Annotated in this window: 21 protein-coding genes and 3 pseudogenes; 14 read left to right on the forward strand and 10 right to left on the reverse strand. The window is 60.3% G+C overall.

Annotated elements, in window-relative coordinates; all coding sequences use genetic code 11:
* Window positions 1-13: 13 nt before the first annotated feature.
* Complete coding sequence (locus tag ACAX43_RS28600) at window positions 14-214, reverse strand: hypothetical protein (RefSeq protein WP_370711713.1); 201 nt, start codon at window positions 212-214, stop codon at window positions 14-16.
* A 224-nt stretch (window positions 215-438) separates the two neighbouring features.
* Between ACAX43_RS28600 and ACAX43_RS28605 the strand changes: the two genes are divergently transcribed.
* From ACAX43_RS28605 to ACAX43_RS28630, 6 genes are all read left to right on the forward strand, one after another.
* Window positions 439-1,359, forward strand: coding sequence for a GNAT family N-acetyltransferase (locus tag ACAX43_RS28605; RefSeq protein WP_370711714.1), 921 nt, complete (start codon window positions 439-441; stop codon window positions 1,357-1,359).
* Complete coding sequence (locus tag ACAX43_RS28610) at window positions 1,356-2,258, forward strand: DMT family transporter (protein WP_370711715.1); 903 nt, start codon at window positions 1,356-1,358, stop codon at window positions 2,256-2,258. Before ACAX43_RS28605 ends, ACAX43_RS28610 begins: the two co-directional genes overlap by 4 nt.
* A gap of 154 nt (window positions 2,259-2,412) precedes the next feature.
* Complete coding sequence (locus tag ACAX43_RS28615) at window positions 2,413-2,793, forward strand: cupin domain-containing protein (protein ID WP_370711716.1); 381 nt, start codon at window positions 2,413-2,415, stop codon at window positions 2,791-2,793.
* A 268-nt stretch (window positions 2,794-3,061) separates the two neighbouring features.
* Complete coding sequence (locus tag ACAX43_RS28620; protein ID WP_370711717.1) at window positions 3,062-3,487, forward strand: thioesterase family protein; 426 nt, start codon at window positions 3,062-3,064, stop codon at window positions 3,485-3,487.
* Between the two features lie 418 nt (window positions 3,488-3,905).
* Complete coding sequence (locus ACAX43_RS28625) at window positions 3,906-4,085, forward strand: acyl-CoA dehydrogenase family protein (RefSeq protein ID WP_370711718.1); 180 nt, start codon at window positions 3,906-3,908, stop codon at window positions 4,083-4,085.
* Window positions 4,082-4,675 carry an acyl-CoA dehydrogenase family protein gene (locus ACAX43_RS28630; RefSeq protein ID WP_370711719.1) on the forward strand — a complete coding sequence of 198 codons (594 nt, stop codon included), beginning with the start codon at window positions 4,082-4,084 and terminating at the stop codon, window positions 4,673-4,675. The genes ACAX43_RS28625 and ACAX43_RS28630 overlap by 4 nt, the downstream gene beginning before the upstream one ends.
* Window positions 4,676-5,092: 417 nt before the next feature.
* Here ACAX43_RS28630 and ACAX43_RS28635 read toward each other — a convergent pair whose 3' ends face one another.
* From ACAX43_RS28635 to ACAX43_RS28645, 3 genes and pseudogenes are all read right to left on the reverse strand, one after another.
* Window positions 5,093-5,275 (reverse strand): hypothetical protein, encoded by a 183-nt coding sequence (locus tag ACAX43_RS28635; protein WP_370711720.1) that lies wholly within the window; start codon window positions 5,273-5,275, stop codon window positions 5,093-5,095.
* A gap of 147 nt (window positions 5,276-5,422) precedes the next feature.
* Window positions 5,423-5,630: pseudogene (locus ACAX43_RS28640) on the reverse strand (IS3 family transposase); the annotation flags it as partial.
* 361 nt (window positions 5,631-5,991) lie between these two features.
* Window positions 5,992-6,156 (reverse strand): hypothetical protein, encoded by a 165-nt coding sequence (locus ACAX43_RS28645; RefSeq protein ID WP_370711721.1) that lies wholly within the window; start codon window positions 6,154-6,156, stop codon window positions 5,992-5,994.
* 442 nt (window positions 6,157-6,598) lie between these two features.
* On the opposite strand from ACAX43_RS28645, the gene ACAX43_RS28650 reads away from it, so the two are divergent.
* From ACAX43_RS28650 to ACAX43_RS28675, 6 genes and pseudogenes are all read left to right on the forward strand, one after another.
* Window positions 6,599-6,802 (forward strand): hypothetical protein, encoded by a 204-nt coding sequence (locus ACAX43_RS28650; RefSeq protein ID WP_370711722.1) that lies wholly within the window; start codon window positions 6,599-6,601, stop codon window positions 6,800-6,802.
* Window positions 6,803-6,943: 141 nt separating this feature from the next.
* Window positions 6,944-7,225 (forward strand): hypothetical protein, encoded by a 282-nt coding sequence (locus tag ACAX43_RS28655; RefSeq protein WP_370711723.1) that lies wholly within the window; start codon window positions 6,944-6,946, stop codon window positions 7,223-7,225.
* A gap of 761 nt (window positions 7,226-7,986) precedes the next feature.
* Window positions 7,987-8,196 carry a DUF2934 domain-containing protein gene (locus ACAX43_RS28660; RefSeq protein WP_370711724.1) on the forward strand — a complete coding sequence of 70 codons (210 nt, stop codon included), beginning with the start codon at window positions 7,987-7,989 and terminating at the stop codon, window positions 8,194-8,196.
* Between the two features lie 305 nt (window positions 8,197-8,501).
* A complete protein-coding gene (locus ACAX43_RS28665) occupies window positions 8,502-9,962 on the forward strand; it encodes a trypsin-like peptidase domain-containing protein (protein WP_370711725.1) in 1,461 nt (486 codons plus the stop codon).
* 66 nt (window positions 9,963-10,028) lie between these two features.
* Window positions 10,029-10,310, forward strand: a pseudogene (locus tag ACAX43_RS28670) (IS6 family transposase); the annotation flags it as partial.
* Window positions 10,311-11,136: 826 nt separating this feature from the next.
* Window positions 11,137-11,583 (forward strand): annotated as a pseudogene (locus ACAX43_RS28675) (IS6 family transposase); the annotation flags it as partial.
* 218 nt (window positions 11,584-11,801) lie between these two features.
* Here the strand turns inward: ACAX43_RS28675 and ACAX43_RS28680 are convergent.
* The gene (locus ACAX43_RS28680; protein WP_370711726.1) at window positions 11,802-11,972 is read right to left on the reverse strand and encodes a hypothetical protein; all 171 of its coding nucleotides are present in this window, start codon (window positions 11,970-11,972) and stop codon (window positions 11,802-11,804) included.
* Between the two features lie 112 nt (window positions 11,973-12,084).
* Window positions 12,085-12,555: a PRC-barrel domain-containing protein gene (locus tag ACAX43_RS28685; RefSeq protein WP_370711727.1), complete on the reverse strand. Its 471-nt coding sequence runs from the start codon at window positions 12,553-12,555 to the stop codon at window positions 12,085-12,087.
* A gap of 512 nt (window positions 12,556-13,067) precedes the next feature.
* Between ACAX43_RS28685 and ACAX43_RS28690 the strand changes: the two genes are divergently transcribed.
* Entirely contained in the window at window positions 13,068-13,367 is a 300-nt protein-coding gene (locus ACAX43_RS28690) for a hypothetical protein (protein WP_370711728.1), read from the forward strand.
* Between the two features lie 235 nt (window positions 13,368-13,602).
* Here the strand turns inward: ACAX43_RS28690 and ACAX43_RS28695 are convergent, their stop codons facing one another.
* Window positions 13,603-13,782 carry a DUF2934 domain-containing protein gene (locus ACAX43_RS28695; RefSeq protein ID WP_370711729.1) on the reverse strand — a complete coding sequence of 60 codons (180 nt, stop codon included), beginning with the start codon at window positions 13,780-13,782 and terminating at the stop codon, window positions 13,603-13,605.
* Between the two features lie 38 nt (window positions 13,783-13,820).
* Between ACAX43_RS28695 and ACAX43_RS28700 the strand changes: the two genes are divergently transcribed.
* Complete coding sequence (locus ACAX43_RS28700) at window positions 13,821-14,042, forward strand: hypothetical protein (RefSeq protein WP_370711730.1); 222 nt, start codon at window positions 13,821-13,823, stop codon at window positions 14,040-14,042.
* 56 nt (window positions 14,043-14,098) lie between these two features.
* Here ACAX43_RS28700 and ACAX43_RS28705 read toward each other — a convergent pair whose 3' ends face one another.
* The 3 genes from ACAX43_RS28705 to ACAX43_RS28715 all read right to left on the reverse strand — a co-directional run bounded on the left by ACAX43_RS28705 (window position 14,099) and on the right by ACAX43_RS28715 (window position 17,760).
* A complete protein-coding gene (locus ACAX43_RS28705) occupies window positions 14,099-14,302 on the reverse strand; it encodes a cold-shock protein (RefSeq protein ID WP_370711731.1) in 204 nt (67 codons plus the stop codon).
* 341 nt (window positions 14,303-14,643) lie between these two features.
* Window positions 14,644-15,246: a hypothetical protein gene (locus ACAX43_RS28710; RefSeq protein WP_370711732.1), complete on the reverse strand. Its 603-nt coding sequence runs from the start codon at window positions 15,244-15,246 to the stop codon at window positions 14,644-14,646.
* A gap of 756 nt (window positions 15,247-16,002) precedes the next feature.
* Window positions 16,003-17,760 (reverse strand): ATP-binding protein, encoded by a 1,758-nt coding sequence (locus ACAX43_RS28715; RefSeq protein ID WP_370711733.1) that lies wholly within the window; start codon window positions 17,758-17,760, stop codon window positions 16,003-16,005.
* Window positions 17,761-17,916: the final 156 nt, after the last annotated feature.

Below are 17,916 nucleotides of genomic sequence, written 5' to 3' on the forward strand. Positions count from 1 at the left end.
TGGGAGCTCTCAATTAGCGGTTGGGCTTCGCACGGTCGGAGGATCTGGATTTTTCGCAGGAAGGTTTATCGGTTTTCGAGCTCAGGTTCCAGCTGGCGCAACAATAACGCCGGGCGAGGACGATTTGCGCCAGCAGCAGACGGGCTAACGACTTCGTGCGGTCGAGGTTGCGGAGCGTCATGATGAACGGCGAGGCCGGCCGGTCGTGCTCCATCAGTTCGCCAAACCTGAGCCCGCTCCGCGACATATTTTTCGAAGGATGGGGTGCAGTCTACGGAGCCAAGGTTTTACCAAAAGCTTGAGCACTGCATATTCCCTGTTCACGACATACGTCCCTGGTGCCGCCCGTACCAGGATCAGCAGTTTTTCCGTGGCGGGACTTGATTTGATTGCCTTTGGCACATAATATTATGCCAAACGCAACGTTCTGGAGAGCCCATGTCTGCTGAGCACCTTGAGGACCGCGCCGAGACCGTCCGCCGCTTCAACCGCTTCTATACCCGCCAGATTGGTGTGCTCCACGAGCATCTGCTGGAGAGCGCGTTTTCGCTGACAGAGGTCCGTATCCTGTACGAACTGGCGCACCGGCCAGCGTTGAGCACGTCAGATCTGTGCCGTGAACTGGGGCTTGATGCAGGCTACCTGAGTCGCGTGATTGCCGGCTTCGAGAAGAACGGATTCGTCGCGAAGATGCGCTCCCCAGTTGACGGGCGCGTCGCGCAACTGCAACTGACGGACAAGGGGCGCGCGACATTCGCACCGCTAAATGATGCATCCCGCCGGGAAGTCATGGCGATGCTGGAGCGGTTATCAATACCCGAGCAGCATCAGCTGATTGACGCGATGGGCCAGATCGAAGGATTGCTCAGCGAACACACGCCGTCCTATCTGCTGCGTGACCCGCAACCTGGGGACATGGGCTGGATCGTGCATCGACACGGCGTTCTGTATGCCCAAGAGTACGGCTGGAATAGTGACTTCGAAGCACTCGTTGCCGAGATAGTCTGCAAATACGTGCGTGAGCTCGACCGGACCTCGGAGCGATGCTGGATTGCAGAGAAGGATGGCAGGGTGGTCGGCTCGGTATTCGTCGTTCGACACGATGAAGCCACCGCAAAACTGCGCCTGCTCTACGTGGAACCCAGTGCCCGCGGTCTCGGAATCGGCAGGCGGCTTGTCGAGGAATGCCTGCGCTTCGCCGGGCTTGCAGGCTACAGGAAGATGGTGTTGTGGACCAACAGCGTACTGGGCGACGCGCGCCGGATCTACGAACGGGCGGGTTTCCGGCTGATAGAGGAAGAGCCGCATCACAGCTTTGGCAAGGACCTGGTCGGGCAGACGTGGGCACGTGCTCTGTGACCGCCCGACCCCTGGCGACGCTCGCGGCAGCGGTAACCGGTGTGCTGGTGGGTGCTGCGATGGTGGCCACGCGAACGGTTTCCCCCGATGCCTCGCCCGCGACGCTCGCCTTCCTGCGCTATTTCATCGGTATGTGCGTACTGGCTGTGCCCGTGTTTCTGGCCCGTCGCACGCGCTTTACGCCGAAGGACACGAGTGCCATCGCGGGTCTCGGTGTGTTGCAGTTCGCGGTGCTGATCGTGCTGCTCAATTACGCATTGGAAACACTATCGGCGGCAACGTGCGCACTCATTTTCTCGACGATGCCGCTCGTGACAATGTGTCTCGCCGTCGGACTGCGCCGCGAGGCCTTCAGTCCTGCGAGACTGGTCGGACTCCTGATGGCGGTATCGGGTGTCGGCCTGCTGCTCCGGTCATCGCTATCGCACGTTTCGGCGCACGCCGCTGATCTGTCCGCGCTCGCGGCGCTGATCGGCGCGACGGTGATCGGCGCGGTTTGCAGCATGCTGTACCGGCCGTACCTGCGCCGCTATCCGGCGTTGCCGACCAGCGCGCTGGCGATGTTCACCGCCGTGATTTTTCTTGGCGCGTTATGCCTCGCGACGGCGCAGCCGCTCGCTCCCCGGCTGTCGGCGCTGCAGTGGGCGAACGTCGCGTTCATCGGCCTGTCGAGCGGGGTCGGCTATTTCTGCTGGCTCTGGGCGCTGGGCAAACTCGAAGCGAGTCGCGTGGTCGCCTTTCAGGCTTTGGGACCGGTTACAGCAACGGCGATCGAGTTGCTGCTCGATCGCCGACTGCCATCGTGGGGGCTCTGCCTGTCCGCCGCGCTGGTCGTCGCCGGGCTCAATGTGGCACTGCGGGACGAACGCAGGATCCGGACGGCGGTCGGGTCCGGGTGAGGATGACTGACTGCAAACGACTGACTGGCGGAACGGGTTCAACTTAAGTGTTCAATCTTACGTGCTCGATCGCTTCGCGATATGCCTGTCGTGACAGCGGTTTTTTCGGGTTTATTGAGGCTTGATCCACATGCTGCAACAAGGAGCGTTCAACATGAGCAGGCAATACCACTACAGGATCGATACAGAAGTGAAGTTCGGTTTCCTGAAGCTGATCGACGTCAACCTGATTCGCGAGCAGGTCACGGACGACTGGGCCAACCAGACACTCTGCCGCGTCAACGACTGCGTCGTGCGCCTTGGTGTTGTCCAGGGTGAATTCCACTGGCACAAGCACGACAATGAGGATGAGTTCTTCTATGTCGTCGACGGCAGGCTGTTCATCGATGTGGAGAACGGTCCGACGGTCGAACTTTTGCCAAACCAGGGTTTCACCGTGCCCAAAGGCATCGTGCATCGCACGCGCGCGCCGGACCGGACGGCGATGCTGATGATCGAGGGGGCCACGGTGACGGCGACCGGCGACGACGACTGAGAGCCCACAGCAATTCAGCCCGGGGTGGACAAGCCAGACGGGTTTGTCTCCCCGTGCAGATCCCAAGCCGCAGCCATGACTGTCGACTGCCTGAATTAACCTGACCACTTCAAACCGGCAACCTGAAACGTTGTGCGTCTGCTCCCCAGTGGCGCGACGAGTGGCTGGAAGGTCGATCACCGTCATGCGGACCGAGCGTCGCCACCCGCCGGCTGCTTTGCGTGGCTCCCTTAGTGCCTGATTTTCCGAACGCCCAAACTGGATCCACATGACAACACTCGAAGCAGGACTTCGCCACTCAGCCACGCTTGCCGTCACGAACGGCCTGACGGTGCCCGAAGTCTCCCCCTCATTTCCTGCTTTTGCCGACATGCCGCGCGTGTTTGCCACCGCCTATCTGGTCGGCTTCATCGAGGCGACCTGTATCGAGGCCCTGCACCCGTACCTGGCTGGCGGCGAGGGCACCGTTGGCACCCACATCGACGTGAGCCATTGCGCCGCTACCCCTGTCGGCATGACGGTGCTGGCGGAAGTGGAGCTGATCGGGGTCGAGGGAAGGAAGCTGCGCTTTCGGGTCCAGTGCAGGGATGAACGCGATGTGATCGCCGAGGGCTTTCATGAGCGCGTCATCATCGACCGGGATCGATTCATGACACGGATCCTGGACAAGGCAGTGCCCCACCGCAACGGGTGAAAAGAGCAGCACGATTGCAGCGCGATGGATTTTGTGCTGAAGAAAGCAACTCCGCAAGTGAACTTGCGACGCGCGCGAATGAGGCCGCCAGGGAGGCGGTCGGCAGATATGACATTGATGGGGACGCAGGCGATGACGCAAACCGCGACGCCATGGCCGGCGTGCTTGCGGTATTCGCTTCTCACGATCTGCTCACCTTCGGATTCTCGGACCCGTCACATACCGGACCGAAGCCGGGCGATATGGACAGGGCTTGCGAGATCATTTGCGCGCTTGCGGGCCGGTCCGGTACCCTGGCGACCATCTACATGGTAAGCGGCCTGCTGGGGCGCTGTGCATCTCGTGCGCGGGCACAAGAGACCAGAAGGCTGCGTTGCTCCCGCGTGCGGCGCAGGGAAGGCTGCAACTGGCCTTTGCAATGACGGAGCCCGGCGCGGGCTCCGACGCAGGCAGCCTGTCAACGCGCGCGTCGAAGCAGGACGACGCCTACCTGCTCGAGGGCGAAAAAATCTATATCACCGGTGCCGCTACCGCCGACATCGTGCTGGCGGTGGCCAGGACGTCGGCGGACAATCCCAGGCGTTTGGCATCTTCATGATCCCGGCGGATGCTGCAAACCTCACGGTCGAACCGCTGGGCAAGCTTGCAGGCAACGCGCATGCGTCCTGCCCGATCAGACTCGATGGGGTGCGCGCAACGACCGGGCAGGTGCTCGGCGGTCCGCGGGTCGTGGAAAGTGCATGGCCCACCCTGCGACTTACCGGTATCCTTGAATGTCTGAACGTCTCCGCGATGGCTTGCGGGCTTGCACACGCGGCCACGCTCAGTGCCAGCGCATTCATTCGGGAGCGCCACCAGTTTGGAGAGGCGCTGACGGGTTTTCAGAGCATCCAGCATGCGGTGGTCGAGATGAGTACCGTCGCCACGGGCATGCAGCTTTTCCTTGAGCATGCGCTGCGCGCGCATGCTGCCGGCACCGATGCGACGCAGGCCATTTCGATGGCGAAATACTTCTGCTCGGAACAGCTGCAGCAGGTTGTCGAAAAGGCCGTCCGTGTGATGGGTGGCCGCGCGTATTTCGATTTTGAGCCGGTGTCGCGGTTTTATCGCGAGGCACCGTTTTGCCTGTTTGCCGTCGGAACCGTCGAGATCCAGAAGATGCTCATTGCGCGCATGCTGGGACTGTAGCTCCCTGGAGTTGCGGCCACCGTGGCCGCGCAGGTGCGCATGGCATGGAAGTCACCACCGGGCACCGTGTTGCTGAGCGCACCTGATCCGCCGTCTGGCGATTCGCTCACAAAATCTGCGCAGTTTGCAGTGGCAGGGCCAGTGGTGTCGATCCCCGCGAAGGGTTGGTAGTTTTCGTTGTAGTGCGAAACAAATCGAAAAGATGCGAGCCAGGCGCGAATTCCTGCGCACAGAATGCAGTTGTGGAGGCTTCGCCGGAAATGCCTGCACGTTGCAATTTTTGAACAGGATGATGCGGTGCGAAGGATTGCTGATGATGTGATGCCGTCCCGTTTGCGCCGCAGCAGGAGAAGAGGCTGGTCGACGTAACTGGAAAATCACAAGGCGATTGCATGAAAGGTCAAACGTCCGTAAGCCTTATACCGGCGCCCTGTTGCGACTATCGCCGATTTCGCGGGTGAATTCGACCGCTACGATGGAGCGCTTACCGGGCCAGATCATTGGCTGCTGCCAGCGGGTGAGGACGTCGCTGGCGACGCAGCGGCGTGCCTCGATGCGGCCGTGAGCCTTCTCGACTTCGCTGCGCCCGGTGATGAACACCTCCCGGTCCTGCCGCCGCACACGCGCGATGGCATCGAGTGTCGTTCGGATGTGCAAGCAGGGAGGGCTAGTTGCCCTTGACGGCGAGAACGTAGTCGGCGCTGGCCTCCACGATGAGGTCGGTCGGAACTCGTGGATGCCAACGGGTTAAGCAGCGACCGGAGTCAGAGAGTATCGCTGCGTGAATGCTACGGGTGACAGGAGTCAAGACGAGCCTGCGTGCGCTGCCGGCTATAGAGCATCCTGATGTATTCGCTGATGGCTCGCGTGGCCTCGTCACGCGTGGCGAAGCGTCGACGATAGACCAGCTAGCTTTTTTCAGCGTGCCCCAATGCGAGTCGATCGGCGCGTTGTCCCGGATTCAGCCAGTCGTCGCAACAACGTCTTATGCACGTGATGATAGATGCTCGCGGAGTTTTCGGCAAAGTTTTGCAGCCGAGAAATTTGCGAGGCCAGATATTGAGTGCGTTTGGGACCGCAGCGAGTTCCTCGGTGCCGTAGCGCGTTAGATCCGTGATGCATGAGGCCCAGCGCGGCATGTGGGTAGACGGCGCCAAGCCGGGACTTTCTTTCACATCCGGTTCGAGGTACAGGGCCGGCGAAGTTTCGAATTGCTCGCGCCCATCGTGGGCTTGATAGGCAACACCTGCGTGGTAACGGCGCGCTCCGTTTCGCCTCTCCTTGAGCCGACCCGGTTGACGTCGTGCGTCGCGCGCCTACAACTTCTGACCTTCAGCATACAGGCAGCCGGCAGCCTTCTGGCCGCGTGACGGTCTGTCCGGGACGCCGGTGGATTTGATGGTGCGCCGAGTCTGCGTCTTGCCGTCGTCGAGCAGCGCGCGCGCCATTGAGTCGCTGAAGGGGACAGGGCCTTCCTCCATGCTACGATCCTCCAGCCACTTTCCGGGGTGCGCCATGGCTTTAAGGAAATGAAAAGGCAAACTGTCGAGGCATGTGTGATGCCGGCTCCCGGTGGCATGTTCAAGGGATACATCCGTGTCACGACGAAGCGCGGCAATCAGTTCATTGGGCAGACCATTGGCGAGGCTGCGCGCGCCCGATGCCGACGGCCGAGGCAGTCCTGGAGTTTGCTGAGGAGCTGACGCTAGATGGCGCTGGCGACGTGAAGGATACGCGCATCGAAGAGCACTACGCCTGCGTGCGCTGCTGCGGCGTATTTGCGCGCACTCTCGCCGGGCCACCGGCGCGACAGATCTGGATGCTCCTGAACACGGGGCAGCACTGATTCACCTGCCGCGGTGAGCCGGCTTACGGACAATTCCCTCATGCTAGGATTCCTCGAAAACCACGAGAGAAACCTTCATGGCCAGCCACAATTTCTCGCACAACGAAGTCAACTACAGCGTTTACGTGACCCAACAAAAGGACGGAAGGTGGGACTGGGCATACACGTTGACCAAGCCGCCCATCTACTGGAAAAACCGGGAGACGCCTGCAGCAACGCCGGAGCAGGCGATCGAAGAGGCGCGTTTCGACGCGGAGCGCCGCATCGACGCGATGAAATAAGCCGTCGAAAATGGCCCGTACCATCCGGTACGGCTTCAATTCGGCCGCCGGTGCGGCTCGTATCGTGTTGTCACTCATACCAGGATTCCTCGAACTTCACGATGGAGACGACCATGGCATCTCACCTGTGTCATGAGTTCAGTGAAGACGAACGGGAGGAAGGAATCGATTGCTGCAAGCCATGGCTTTGACATCGTTGAGTTCGACAACTGCGACGAAGATCAATATCCCGCCGGCGGCGCAGTCGGCCCGATTTTTATCGGTAAGTCACGGTTACTCGACCAAGCAACGGCACGGTTGGTATTTGCGATGCCGGCGATGGCACCGCGTGGCATGCCGGTTTTGAGCGTGATCTGGCGGCCTGAGAATTCGGCGACGGTGCGGTTTAGCGCGACCGCGTTATCCATGGTGACGCTCCGGTAAGGCGCGGACAGAGGCGTCGCGACGGCAGTGTCACGGTAACTGGATGTGCTGGTAGGGTGACACGATGAAGAACTCGAAGCGGCTCTATCACCGCCCTTCGCTTTCCGGGCGCCGTGATGAGCGGGGCAGTGCGCTTGTAGAGGGCTTCTAGGTTTACAGGCGTTCGCACCGGATCCCTGCTGCTGAGCAGAGGCTGCGATCCACGTTTACCCGCACACAGTCCCGACGGACAAGGTCATCTCAAAAATATTCATCCCACATATTGATCATTGAACAGAGGCAGCATAAAGTGACCTCCTCGGCGTGCGGTACGCACCCGGTCAGCATAGACGCCTCGCATCCTGATCGATGGGTGATCCGGCTCGCAGCGGGACGGCAACAGCTCAAGTTCCCAGCGAATGCAGTCCCTATAAGCCAGGAGATGAAGATGCTGAGTCCACATGAATTCGCAACCCTGATAGCTGCTCAAGGACGCTCCAGATCCAATCGCCTGGACCGTGCGGATCTCGAAGCCCTTCTCGAACGCCAACTCGTCACGCTGGAACAGCTCGCTCACGGGCAACAGCGACCTCTCATTACGATCAACGGATAGTCGGTTCTCAAGGGCCGTTAGCCATCAGTGCCGCGATGGCTAGTGCGAACGAATTGCCGACAATCCCGTCCACGAGTCAGTCATGTAAGACTCCGGTGGCCGCGGCGTGGACAGTGGTGCCAGTCATCTCTATCCCTCTGTGTCCCTGTGACCAATGGAGACTATTGCAATGAGTGCCACGACTGTGGAAGAGAAGATCCGGGCGCGCGCATACGAACTCTGGCAACTGGACGGCGCCCTTGAAGGGTGCGCTGACGAGTACTGGCGCACAGCCCGTGCACTCGTCGAGAAGGAGACGACCGCTCCGGGCGCCGCCGGGGCCGGTGATCCGGATGCCAGGCACGGACTGACGGATCATTCCAGCAGTGGTGCAGAATGACCTGACGCTAATGATCCGGAGTCGACATTCTCTCTCTACGAGGCGGACATCGATTCACGGTAACCCGACCTGCTTCTGAGGCCGCTCATGGCTCGCGTCGGTGGATCCGGAACGTGGATTGCATGGGCGGGCCGCATGGCCTGTCAATGCGTTGGCCGTTGCAGATTTTTTCGTTTTCGATTTCATCGGTGCGCTGTGTCACAGTCGCCGGTTGCTACGCGCGAAATAATTTATCCACAGTGTTTGTTTGCCACCGGCGCTTCACGCGTCCGGCCCCGGCATAACGATCGCCCTGGAGGTGTGCTGTGTGCCACCAGACTTTTGCCCGCACCTTGTTCCGCGCTGCCGTGATAGCTGTATTTCTCGCTGGCTATCCGTGCCTGAAGTCAACGGCGGCTGCCGCGGGCTCGGCTCCGCTGCCTGCGAGGGAGAAGCGGGTTTCGCCGGCTAACGCTGCTGCGCCGGTCGACTTCCCCACAATCGTAGAGCGATACGGGGTCGCCGTCGTGAATATCAGCACGACGGCCCAGGAGCAGCAAGGGTCGGTCCCAGCCTTCGTGGCGCTCGATCCTGACGATCCCTTTTTTGCGTTCTTCAAGCGCGCGGCGCAGCAACCGCAGGAGTCTCAAGGCAACCCGCCAGGCGCGATAGAGGGTGTCGGGTCCGGGTTCATCGTTAGCCCCGATGGCCTCATTCTGACTACGGCTCATGTGGTGGATCAAGCTGACGAAGTTATGGTCAGGCTGACCGATCGGCGCGAGTTCAAGGCAAAGGTGCTGGCTGTCGACGCCCAGAGCGACGTCGCGGTGATTCAGATCGACGCCACGAAGCTTCCGACGGTCAAACTTGGCGACTCGTCGCGAGTGCGCGTTGGCGAACAGGTGCTGACGATCGGATCGCCCGACCGCTTCAAGAATACCGTCACAGCCGGCATAGTCAGCGCCACTTCCCGCACGCTGCCGGATGGCAGCAATTTTCCTTTTTTCCAGACCGACGTCTCCATCAACCCCGACAACTCGGGTGGCCCGCTGTTCAATCGTGCTGGCGAGGTGGTCGGCATCGACGTGCAGGTTTACGTGGACTCAGACAGGTACCCGAGCCTGACTTTTGCCATCCCGATCAACCTGGCGATCAAGGTGCAATCGCAGTTGCAAACCCAGCGCAAGATATCTCCGGGCGGTCTTGGCGTGGAGGTGCAGGACGTCGGTCCCGGGTTGGCGGTGGCCTTCGGCCTGCCGCGACCGGCAGGTGCGCTGGTCAACTCCGTCGAGCCCGGCACACCGGCTGCCGCGATCGGCATCAAGCCGGGCGACGTGATCGTGCAGTTCGGTGACAAGACGATTGATCGCTCAGCCGAACTCGTCGAGGATGCTGCTGGTCTGCAGCCCGGAACGAAAACCACACTCAGGCTGATCCGCAATCGAAGATCGATGACGATGGCGGTGATGGTCGGCGCGTCCCGGGAAAGCCCTAACGCTCGACAAAACGAAGGCAGCGCAACGGATCGCCTGGGCTTGATCATGCATCCGCTGAGCGAGGGCGAGCGGCGCACGAGCGGGCTTGCTGTAGGTCTGATGGTGGAGGGGGTTCATGGGCCGGCGGCAACCGCAGGCATCCAGCCCGGCGATATCGTCCTGTCGCTCAATGGCACGCTGGTCGAATCACAGGAGCAAGTGGCCGCGTTGGAAGCAAAGGCAGGGAAAGAGATAGCGGTGCTGATCCAGCGCAACAACGCGCGCAGCTTTGTTTCGGTCGAGCTTAGATGAACGGTTCTGTCGCATTAACGATGTTGCGTTAAAGTTCGGGCCGAACAAACGTTGCTTCAGCTCACGATGAAGAAGGCCGCGACACCACGAACGGCCCTCTCTGCAGGCATTGCCAAAGTATTGAAGCGGCTTCATTATCCGCTGGATGTGATGCTGCTGTGCGTGCGATGGTATGTAGCCCATTCGCTCAGTCTTCGGGATCTCGAGGAGATGATGGCTGAACGCGCCATCGGGGTCGATCATTCGACGGTGCATCGGTGGGTGCTCAAATTGGTGCCGTTGTTTGAAAAGACGTTTCGCATGCACAAGCTTCCTGTGGGCAAGAGCTGGCGTATGGATGAAACGTATAGTACGCCCAGCCAACGTAGCCCGCCTACATGGGGGTGAAGTTGCTTGACCATGTTTGGAATGCAAAACCCGGAGAAGTTGTCGTTGCAGTACCGGGGTATGCCCTTTCTCTGCTACGAGAGAAAGTGAGCCGAAGCGGCGGTGACTTGCCGACACTGGCAAGGTGACGAAGTCCGTGGGAAACGGGGCTTGCGGCGAAGCGGTTACGCCAAGATGAGCCTCCAGGCTGAGCATGGGACGGTTGAGGAACACGAACCTGTTTGAACGCATCTGAGGGTTGAATCGTCACCCCTGCCTTCAACACCGCTTAACAGGCAGGACGCGGATCGTTGCCGATCATATGTACGGCCCAGCAACGCGAACGCTGATTGGATATGTAGGCCCATCAGCAGGGAACCATGGAGAGCGCGTAGCTAGGCCGTGGTATTCGCGACGACTTGCGGCAAGCAAGGATAAAGACTGCGACAGGCAGCCTCGCCCGTGCGCTTGAGTCCAGCATGTGAACTGGGGAAGGCTTGCACAGATGTTAAGGGAGTGTGCCCCCGATGATGTGCAAGCTGGCGGAGCCTCCGTAGTAGTCCGAGGCCGGGAAAGCCGGCTACATGGCGAAGGGAGGCAGTTGAAGTGGTTTGCCTGGTTGATTAACTGACTGTAGTGAGGTGAAGACCTTCGATAATCAGTGAAATACAAAGCAAACGGGCGGCACGGCGGACGGTGCCGCCTTTGATTGGATCGACACTTCAGCGGAGAGCCGGATGCGCTGAGAGGCGCACGTCCGGTTCGGGGAGGAGAGGCGGGGAAATAGTTCGACTACGCCCTGTCTCTTACTCCACTCAAGGTCAAAGGCTCGTGGAAATACCTTTATCGCGCCGTGGACAAGGCAGGCAATACCATCGACTTTCTGTTCAGAGCCAAGCGGGACAAGGCTGCCGCGCGCTGCTTCTTCGAGAAAGCCATCGCTCAGAATGGCGCACCCGAGACGGTGACCATCGACAAGAGTGGTTCCAATCTGGGGGCGCTTCATGCAGTGAACGCCGAGCGCGAGACGCCCATCAAGGTTCGGCAGGTGAAGTATCTGAACAACGTGGTGGAGCAGGACCATCGGGCGATCAAGCGCAGAACTAGAGCGATGCTCGGGTTCAAGGACTTCGATTGCGCGCGAGTCATTCTGAGCGGCATTGAAGTTGTGCATATGATCAAGAAAGGGCAGATGAAGTGCGCAAACAAAACGCCGCTTTCTGCCGCCAACCAGTTCTACTCTCTCGCTTCATAAGCAATACATAACAATCGTATTTGCTCGGCCACGTCGTCTTACTGCGACAGAACCAAAAAGTCTGGCAACGATGGTTCCGTAGAAGCCGATTCCGCATCGACGTCCGCACCGGCGCAGTCCGGCACGTAACTGTCTGACACGATGGACCTCTTCCTATTGCCAAAAAGGGGGGCCGCCCTATGGCCAGTTGACATCCGGCTCATGGGTGAGCGTTGCCGCTATTCCGGCGAGTCTTCGTCGAACAGCTCGTCGTCCTCGGACTGCAGGATAGGGGCAGCACTGTCAGGTGCGGGTGAGCCGGTGTCACTGTTCGGGATGTCGACGAGCCGCTTGTCCTTGTCACGTTCGCGGCCAGCATTGCGGGTCTGTTCCTTTCGGTGGTTCGTCATGTCGTGCTCCTTGGAGGAGGCAGCGGCTCGGTGCACCGGCGTGTTGCCTGTGCACGCCGGTCGGGTCAGGCAGGCAGAGTGGCGACCGCGCATTCTGCCTGCCAAAACGAGGCTAGAGGTCAGTTACGTCCCCTCCGCTGACATCGCGGGTCGCAGACCAGTACGGGTCACGATTGTAATACTGGTGGACGGTAGTACCCCACCGCGCGTCGGCCATTGTCGGCCAATGGTCCTTGTCGAAGCCCTGCTCATCCTTGATTCGCTGCGCCGCAATGTCGACGACGAAGCATTTCTCGTCGGTATCCAGCGTCAGCGCGCTCCAGGGAATCGCGTGCAGCTTGCTGCCCATGCCAAGAAAGCCTCCCTCGGCGAGAACGGCGTATGCGATGCGGCCACCACGAACGTCAAGCATGATGTCGGATATTTTGCCAACGTGTTCTCCGTCAGACGACATCACCTTGGTGCCATCCAGAGTCGATGCGGCCATCACATCAGGTCCTGGCCCATCGCCAACTCCGCTGCCAACGATGTTCGCGCCTGCTCCGCCGGTCTGCGACGGTATTTTGGGGTCAAGGGTTGTCATGGTCTTCTCCTATAGGTTGATGCCCGTAGGCGCGCAATGCGCATGCCACAACGACCATTGTTCGCACATGGCATGCGTGCCTGATGCCAGTGTCTGCGACGGCTGCTGGCTCATGCCGAGGCAGTCAAAGTCCAAGGTTCAGCAAGGGCTAACTCGGTCGGCAGATTTACACGCCATCCCCACTCCCGTCAGTGAACAATCTCTGTCTATAGGTTGGCGTACGACAGTTATCGGCATGGATTCTCGCCAGCGCCCGTGCACTCTGCCGGCGGTGTATTGACCACCCTGAAAACGGACAGCAGCGTCCAGGGAACCTCCTTCAGTGCGGCGCAGCGGCATGCGCGTGCCCGTGCGCGGGCCGCCGCGGCGCGCGCAATAGTTCCTGGACGGCGGATGGTGAAAACTAGGGACCTCTGCGACGGCCAACGGCGGCACGGGAATTGCATGAATCAACGCAGCGGGTTGCACCGACCCGGGTCGCGACTGTCGCTTCGCACACGAGGGAGACCATCATGCGAGCTGCTACGAAAGGATTCCTGTTGTCGGCGTTCATTCTGAGTTTGTCTGGCGCCGCATATGCGCAGGGTGCGGGCACAAGTGGTGGTGGGGGCGCTGGTGCAGGCCAGGGCGGCACCGGAATGGGAACGCCGAACGCAAATGGAGCCACGGAGTCACCATCTGGCGCGTCCGGCGCAAACACGATGGGGAAGTCGGGCGATATGTCGCAAAAGCAGATGAAGCCGAAGATGCAGAAGAAGGGAGGAATGGCTGCACCTGCTTCCGACAGCGGCGGTATGAAGAAGGCCTACTGACAGTGGTGCTGTTGCAGAGGCATCCTGTGTAGTTTGCAAGGTCGAATTGCGGTCAGGAGCGTTATGCGGCAACGTGAGGAAATTGGATAGCATCCGGTGCGTCGGGGGGGCCACGCACAACGACAACGGAAGGGACGCGCCGCGTGCATCGCGCCGCCGAACGGTTCGACTGCAAGAGTTGTGGCTCCCCTGGGCGGCCGACGGCGGGGCTCCTCCTCAGCGTGTCCGGCTTCCGTCACTTGGGCATCCGGCTCTTTGGTGCAGTTCCGTTTCCGTCGGCCGCGGACTCTTCTTCGTCTGTCTGGGCCCTCGCCTGCTCCCAATACTCGTCGGCGCGTCCCTCGGGGCTGCCGTCTTTTTCCCAGAGCTCATAGGCCCGCACACGAATTTTCTCTTCCCGCGAAACGTTGTCCATTGCAATCTCTCCAGTAGATTATTCACGAACAGCCGCCCATGTCGTTGCTCGGCCTGCCGTTTCGACGGCGGCACGCGCAAGAGCCGACGCCCGAGCAGACCCGGTCCATCGAAACCCAGTGCAGCGAACGCATCAGAACCATTGGCATTTGCGTGCAGTTCCTCAGGCTGATGCCCGACTTCATGTTTGATGCCGGATTTCGACGCCTGGTGCCGGGCGCCACTTTTTTCCCCAGACGCTCTCGCACGACTCCGCCCTGAAAGTACAACGCCAGACCGGACCGGGCATCGTGCGATTCAGAGATGCAGACTTTTCCCTAGACCGGTTTGATATTTGCGGCCTGCTTGCCCTTCGGCCCCATTTTCACGTCGAAGCTGACCTTCTGATTCTCCTGCAAGGTCTTGAAACCTGCCCCACTGATTTCCGAGAAGTGGGCAAACAGGTCGTCCCCGCCATCGTCCGGCGTGATGAATCCAAAACCCTTTGAGTCGTTAAACCACTTCACGGTTCCAGTCGCCATCACTCACTCCTACAAATTTGAAGAGCGCGTTTTAATCCGGTGCGCGTAAGCCGTACATCTATTGCAACAGTTGCTTCGAGTGCCCTGGCTCAATCGCAGTGCCCGACCGCTATCCGGGACTTCCGCGGTGAAGTTGCAGTCTGCTGTGGTACGTGGGTCAATCCGGGTAAAACGCCGGGTCGGACCGCCCGATAGTGCGCTAGTACACTTCGCGGGTGCGCAGGGATGCCGTCGTCAGCAGCAACACTCACGGCTCGTTACGTTCAGGGCTACGCAGGCCGACACCAGCGCGTGACTGCGGCGGTCTGTCTGGGGACAAACTGCAGGCAGGGCTGCGCGGTTCACTCGTCGCACAGGTCGCTACACGGCCCGGCATATCGAACATCCAGAGCGGAGCCGTCCCTGAAAACGAGTCGCTTCACGGTTCCAAAATCCGTAACGCTCTGAACGGCTTCGCGTTTTACGAAGACGCCTGGACGCTCGTCAGGCAGAACCAGTTGCATCAGCGCGCCGAATTTTTGCATGGCATCGAAAAAGCTGGACTCGCGCGACGGCTCGGTCGCTCCTAACCAGTAGACGATGGCGGCGCAGGGATTCTGGGCATCGCGCGCGAGAAACCTCAGCCTTTGTTCGGCATGGATGTAGGACGACGGTTCGATATGTGGCACATCGCGCATTCGATTCTCCGTTGTTTGCCCCTGCGTATCACGGCGTTGACGCGTGACGCAGACCTCAGCATTCAATTCGACCCAAGTGCGTCCCCAGCAGGTCGCATACCTCAACGCCGGCTCGTCATCAAAGCAGTAGTCCAGAGCAGCGAACGTCTCCGGCGCACGGCCGGCCTTCTCGATAACAAGGTCTGCGGCATGCAGACCACTGTGTGCGGGACATGTCCTTGCGATAAGCCGGTAACCTCGACGTAACGTCGAAATGGCCGCCGTCATTGCGCTATGTCCATCACGCTTCTTCGTCCACGCCAAGTGTTTGTGGCGCGTCACTGCAACGGCACGACTTCGCTGGGGTCACTTGCCCGCGCAGCAGCCCACGTATTGGGATTTCATGTCGAAGGAGCATTCTGCGGTAAACACACGACTGCTAAAACCAGTGTTAACGCTACATGTTTTGACTCCACATGCACGTTGTAGCCGGTGAGTTCCCCGTCAGTTGGCAAGAGCAGGGAAGGTAGTTGCCAGCGGCGTCGCGCGCTCTGCCAGATGTGCGTTTCCATCCAGAAGCAGCAAGCCGGAGTGCGGCTAGCTGTCGACGGGCGCAGTTAGTGGCTCGCGCCTTACGTTAGCCGGTCCAATCCAGCAGGGGCAAACGTCAGTCCTTCGATGGCTGCGGCAAAATTCGCCAGTTGTAGCGGCAGGGGTGGGTTGTCACGGCTCCGCGCTCGCGCATCTTCCAAAGCGTCGAAAGACGCTTTCGCCTCGCGAGGGGCAGCACTGACGCGTCCTGGCGCCGGAGCTTCGAGTGAGGATTCGAATCCATGCGTCAGACGCTTCGCAGCACTTTGTAACGACGTCCGGTCGAAAGTGGCCTGGTACACCACCGGTCGAAATCGGCCCGTCGTCCAGCCTTCCGGTAACAAGCATGTTTGCGTGTCGAGCCGTGATGTGGGCTGCGGCAGATGGGGATGAACTCGGTGAGGCAGGCGAGGACGACCCCTTGATGCGGCATATCAGTTCAGATGTCGGGCCCTAACCCCCCAACACCATCGCGAGGTCATTGAGTGACAGCGGCTTGATGAGATGGGCGTCGAACACCCGTTCGTCGGTTGCGGGCATGCCGGTTGCCCTCTTGTAGCCCGTCAAGGCCACCAGCTTCGTCAGTGAGCACTGCGCCCGAAGACGGAGCAACTGTGCCAGTTCCTGACCGTCCATGCCGGGCATCGCGATATCAATGAGCGCAACGTCCGGACTGAAAGACTCGACTATTGCAAGTGCTTCAGGTCCGTTCGTCGCCCGCTTGACCTCATGTCCTTCCAGTTCCAGCAATGTGCCCAGCGCCTCGGTGGCGTCTGCGCTGTCATCGACAAGCAGGATGCGTTTTGGCTCAATCGTGCGCGGCGCAGCGGCGGACCAAGCCACCACGCTTGCGCAGACAATGGGCAGCCGTAGCGTTACTTCGGTTCCCTGACCTTCGCCGGCGCTCGCGATGGTGACGGCCCCATTGTGTGCCGTCACCAGGTGCTTGACCACAGCCAGTCCGATTCCGAGTCCGCCTTCTGAGTGCTTGCGCGCGGACGCTGACTGGGCAAACATCTCGAAAACATGCGGGAGCAATGACGCCGGGATGCCTGACCCATTGTCCTTTACGGTGATGACCGCATCGCCGGGCGACTCGCCGGGCGTTGGCTCGCTGCTCAGGTCCGGCGCCTCCACCGTCAGCGAGATGTCGCCGCCGGGAGGCGTGTATTTCACCGCATTGGACAGCAGGTTACAGACTACCTGCGTGAGGCGCATGACATCCGCGTGGACGGTTACCGGATACGGTGGAACTGTGATATGCAGTTCGTGCTGACTGGTGCGAACATCGGACTTCATTGCAGTTACCGCATCCGCGACGATGTCCTGGAGCAATCCGTAAGAACGGTGAACAGCCAGTTTCCCATGCTTGACTCTTGAAGCATCAAGCAGGTCGCTGACCAGTCGTTTCAATAGCCGCAGCTGCCTGTCGGCGATGTCCAGGGCGGATAGCACGGAAGGAGAGTCGGCACTTAGCTTGCGCGCGGCCATCAGGGCGCTGTCAATAGGAGCAATCGGATTGCGCAACTCATGGCTGAGGGTCGCAATGAAATCGTCCTTCCGTGCCTCAGCCAGCGCAAGCGCATTCCCTGCGGCCTCCGCGTCCGCGGCTCGGGCTTCTGCCGCGGCCTTTGCCTGGGTAATCGTCAGCGTCGCACAGGTGAAGTTCGCCAGGCTGGTCAGGATTCTGCGGTCCTCCGTGTCGAACAGACGCTGCCTGTCATGAGACATTACCCACAGGGTGCCCCACGGCTCCGGTCGGCCTGGAATCGGTACGACCAGTTCTTCAACGACCTCCGGGGCAATGTGTTCGAGGCACGCGAAGTGGCGCTGGGGAAATGAGAACAGTTGCGCCTCAGACAGCCTGAGCGTGACGCCACTCGGGCTGTCGTCACTCGGGACGACGGTGCCTGCGAAGGCGGCGCAGTGGCCCGAGAGCGCGGCCCAGCGAAATGCCGGAACACCGTCAGCACAATGCTCCCGCAGGCCGATGCCAGCGCTACCGGCGTCGCACAGGTTCAGTGCCATGTCAGCCAAGGTCTGCAGCATGGCGGCGTCTGGCGACGTGAGTGCACGTGCCAGACGGTGCAACGCATCGTTTTCTGCAGCGAAGTCGGGCGCGCGATGCGAGCGTTCGTCGAGTACCGCAGTGATTAACGTGCCCGCATGCCGTGCGCGGTCCTCTGCAGGTGGCGCAGACGGTCCGGCCATGAGCCCTCCCGGTTGTAATTTGTATTACGGATGCGCGGAAGAAGTACTTTTTCGGAATGAATTGTAGCTCCTGCAACCCGAAAATTGCGATGGGCTCCTGGTGGAATAACAATGCACGGCGCGGGAACACCAGGTTCGGCTCTCATTTATCTGTCT

The organism is Paraburkholderia sp. IW21 (assembly GCF_041321145.1).
In the GTDB taxonomy this organism is placed as follows: Bacteria; Pseudomonadota; Gammaproteobacteria; order Burkholderiales; family Burkholderiaceae; genus Paraburkholderia.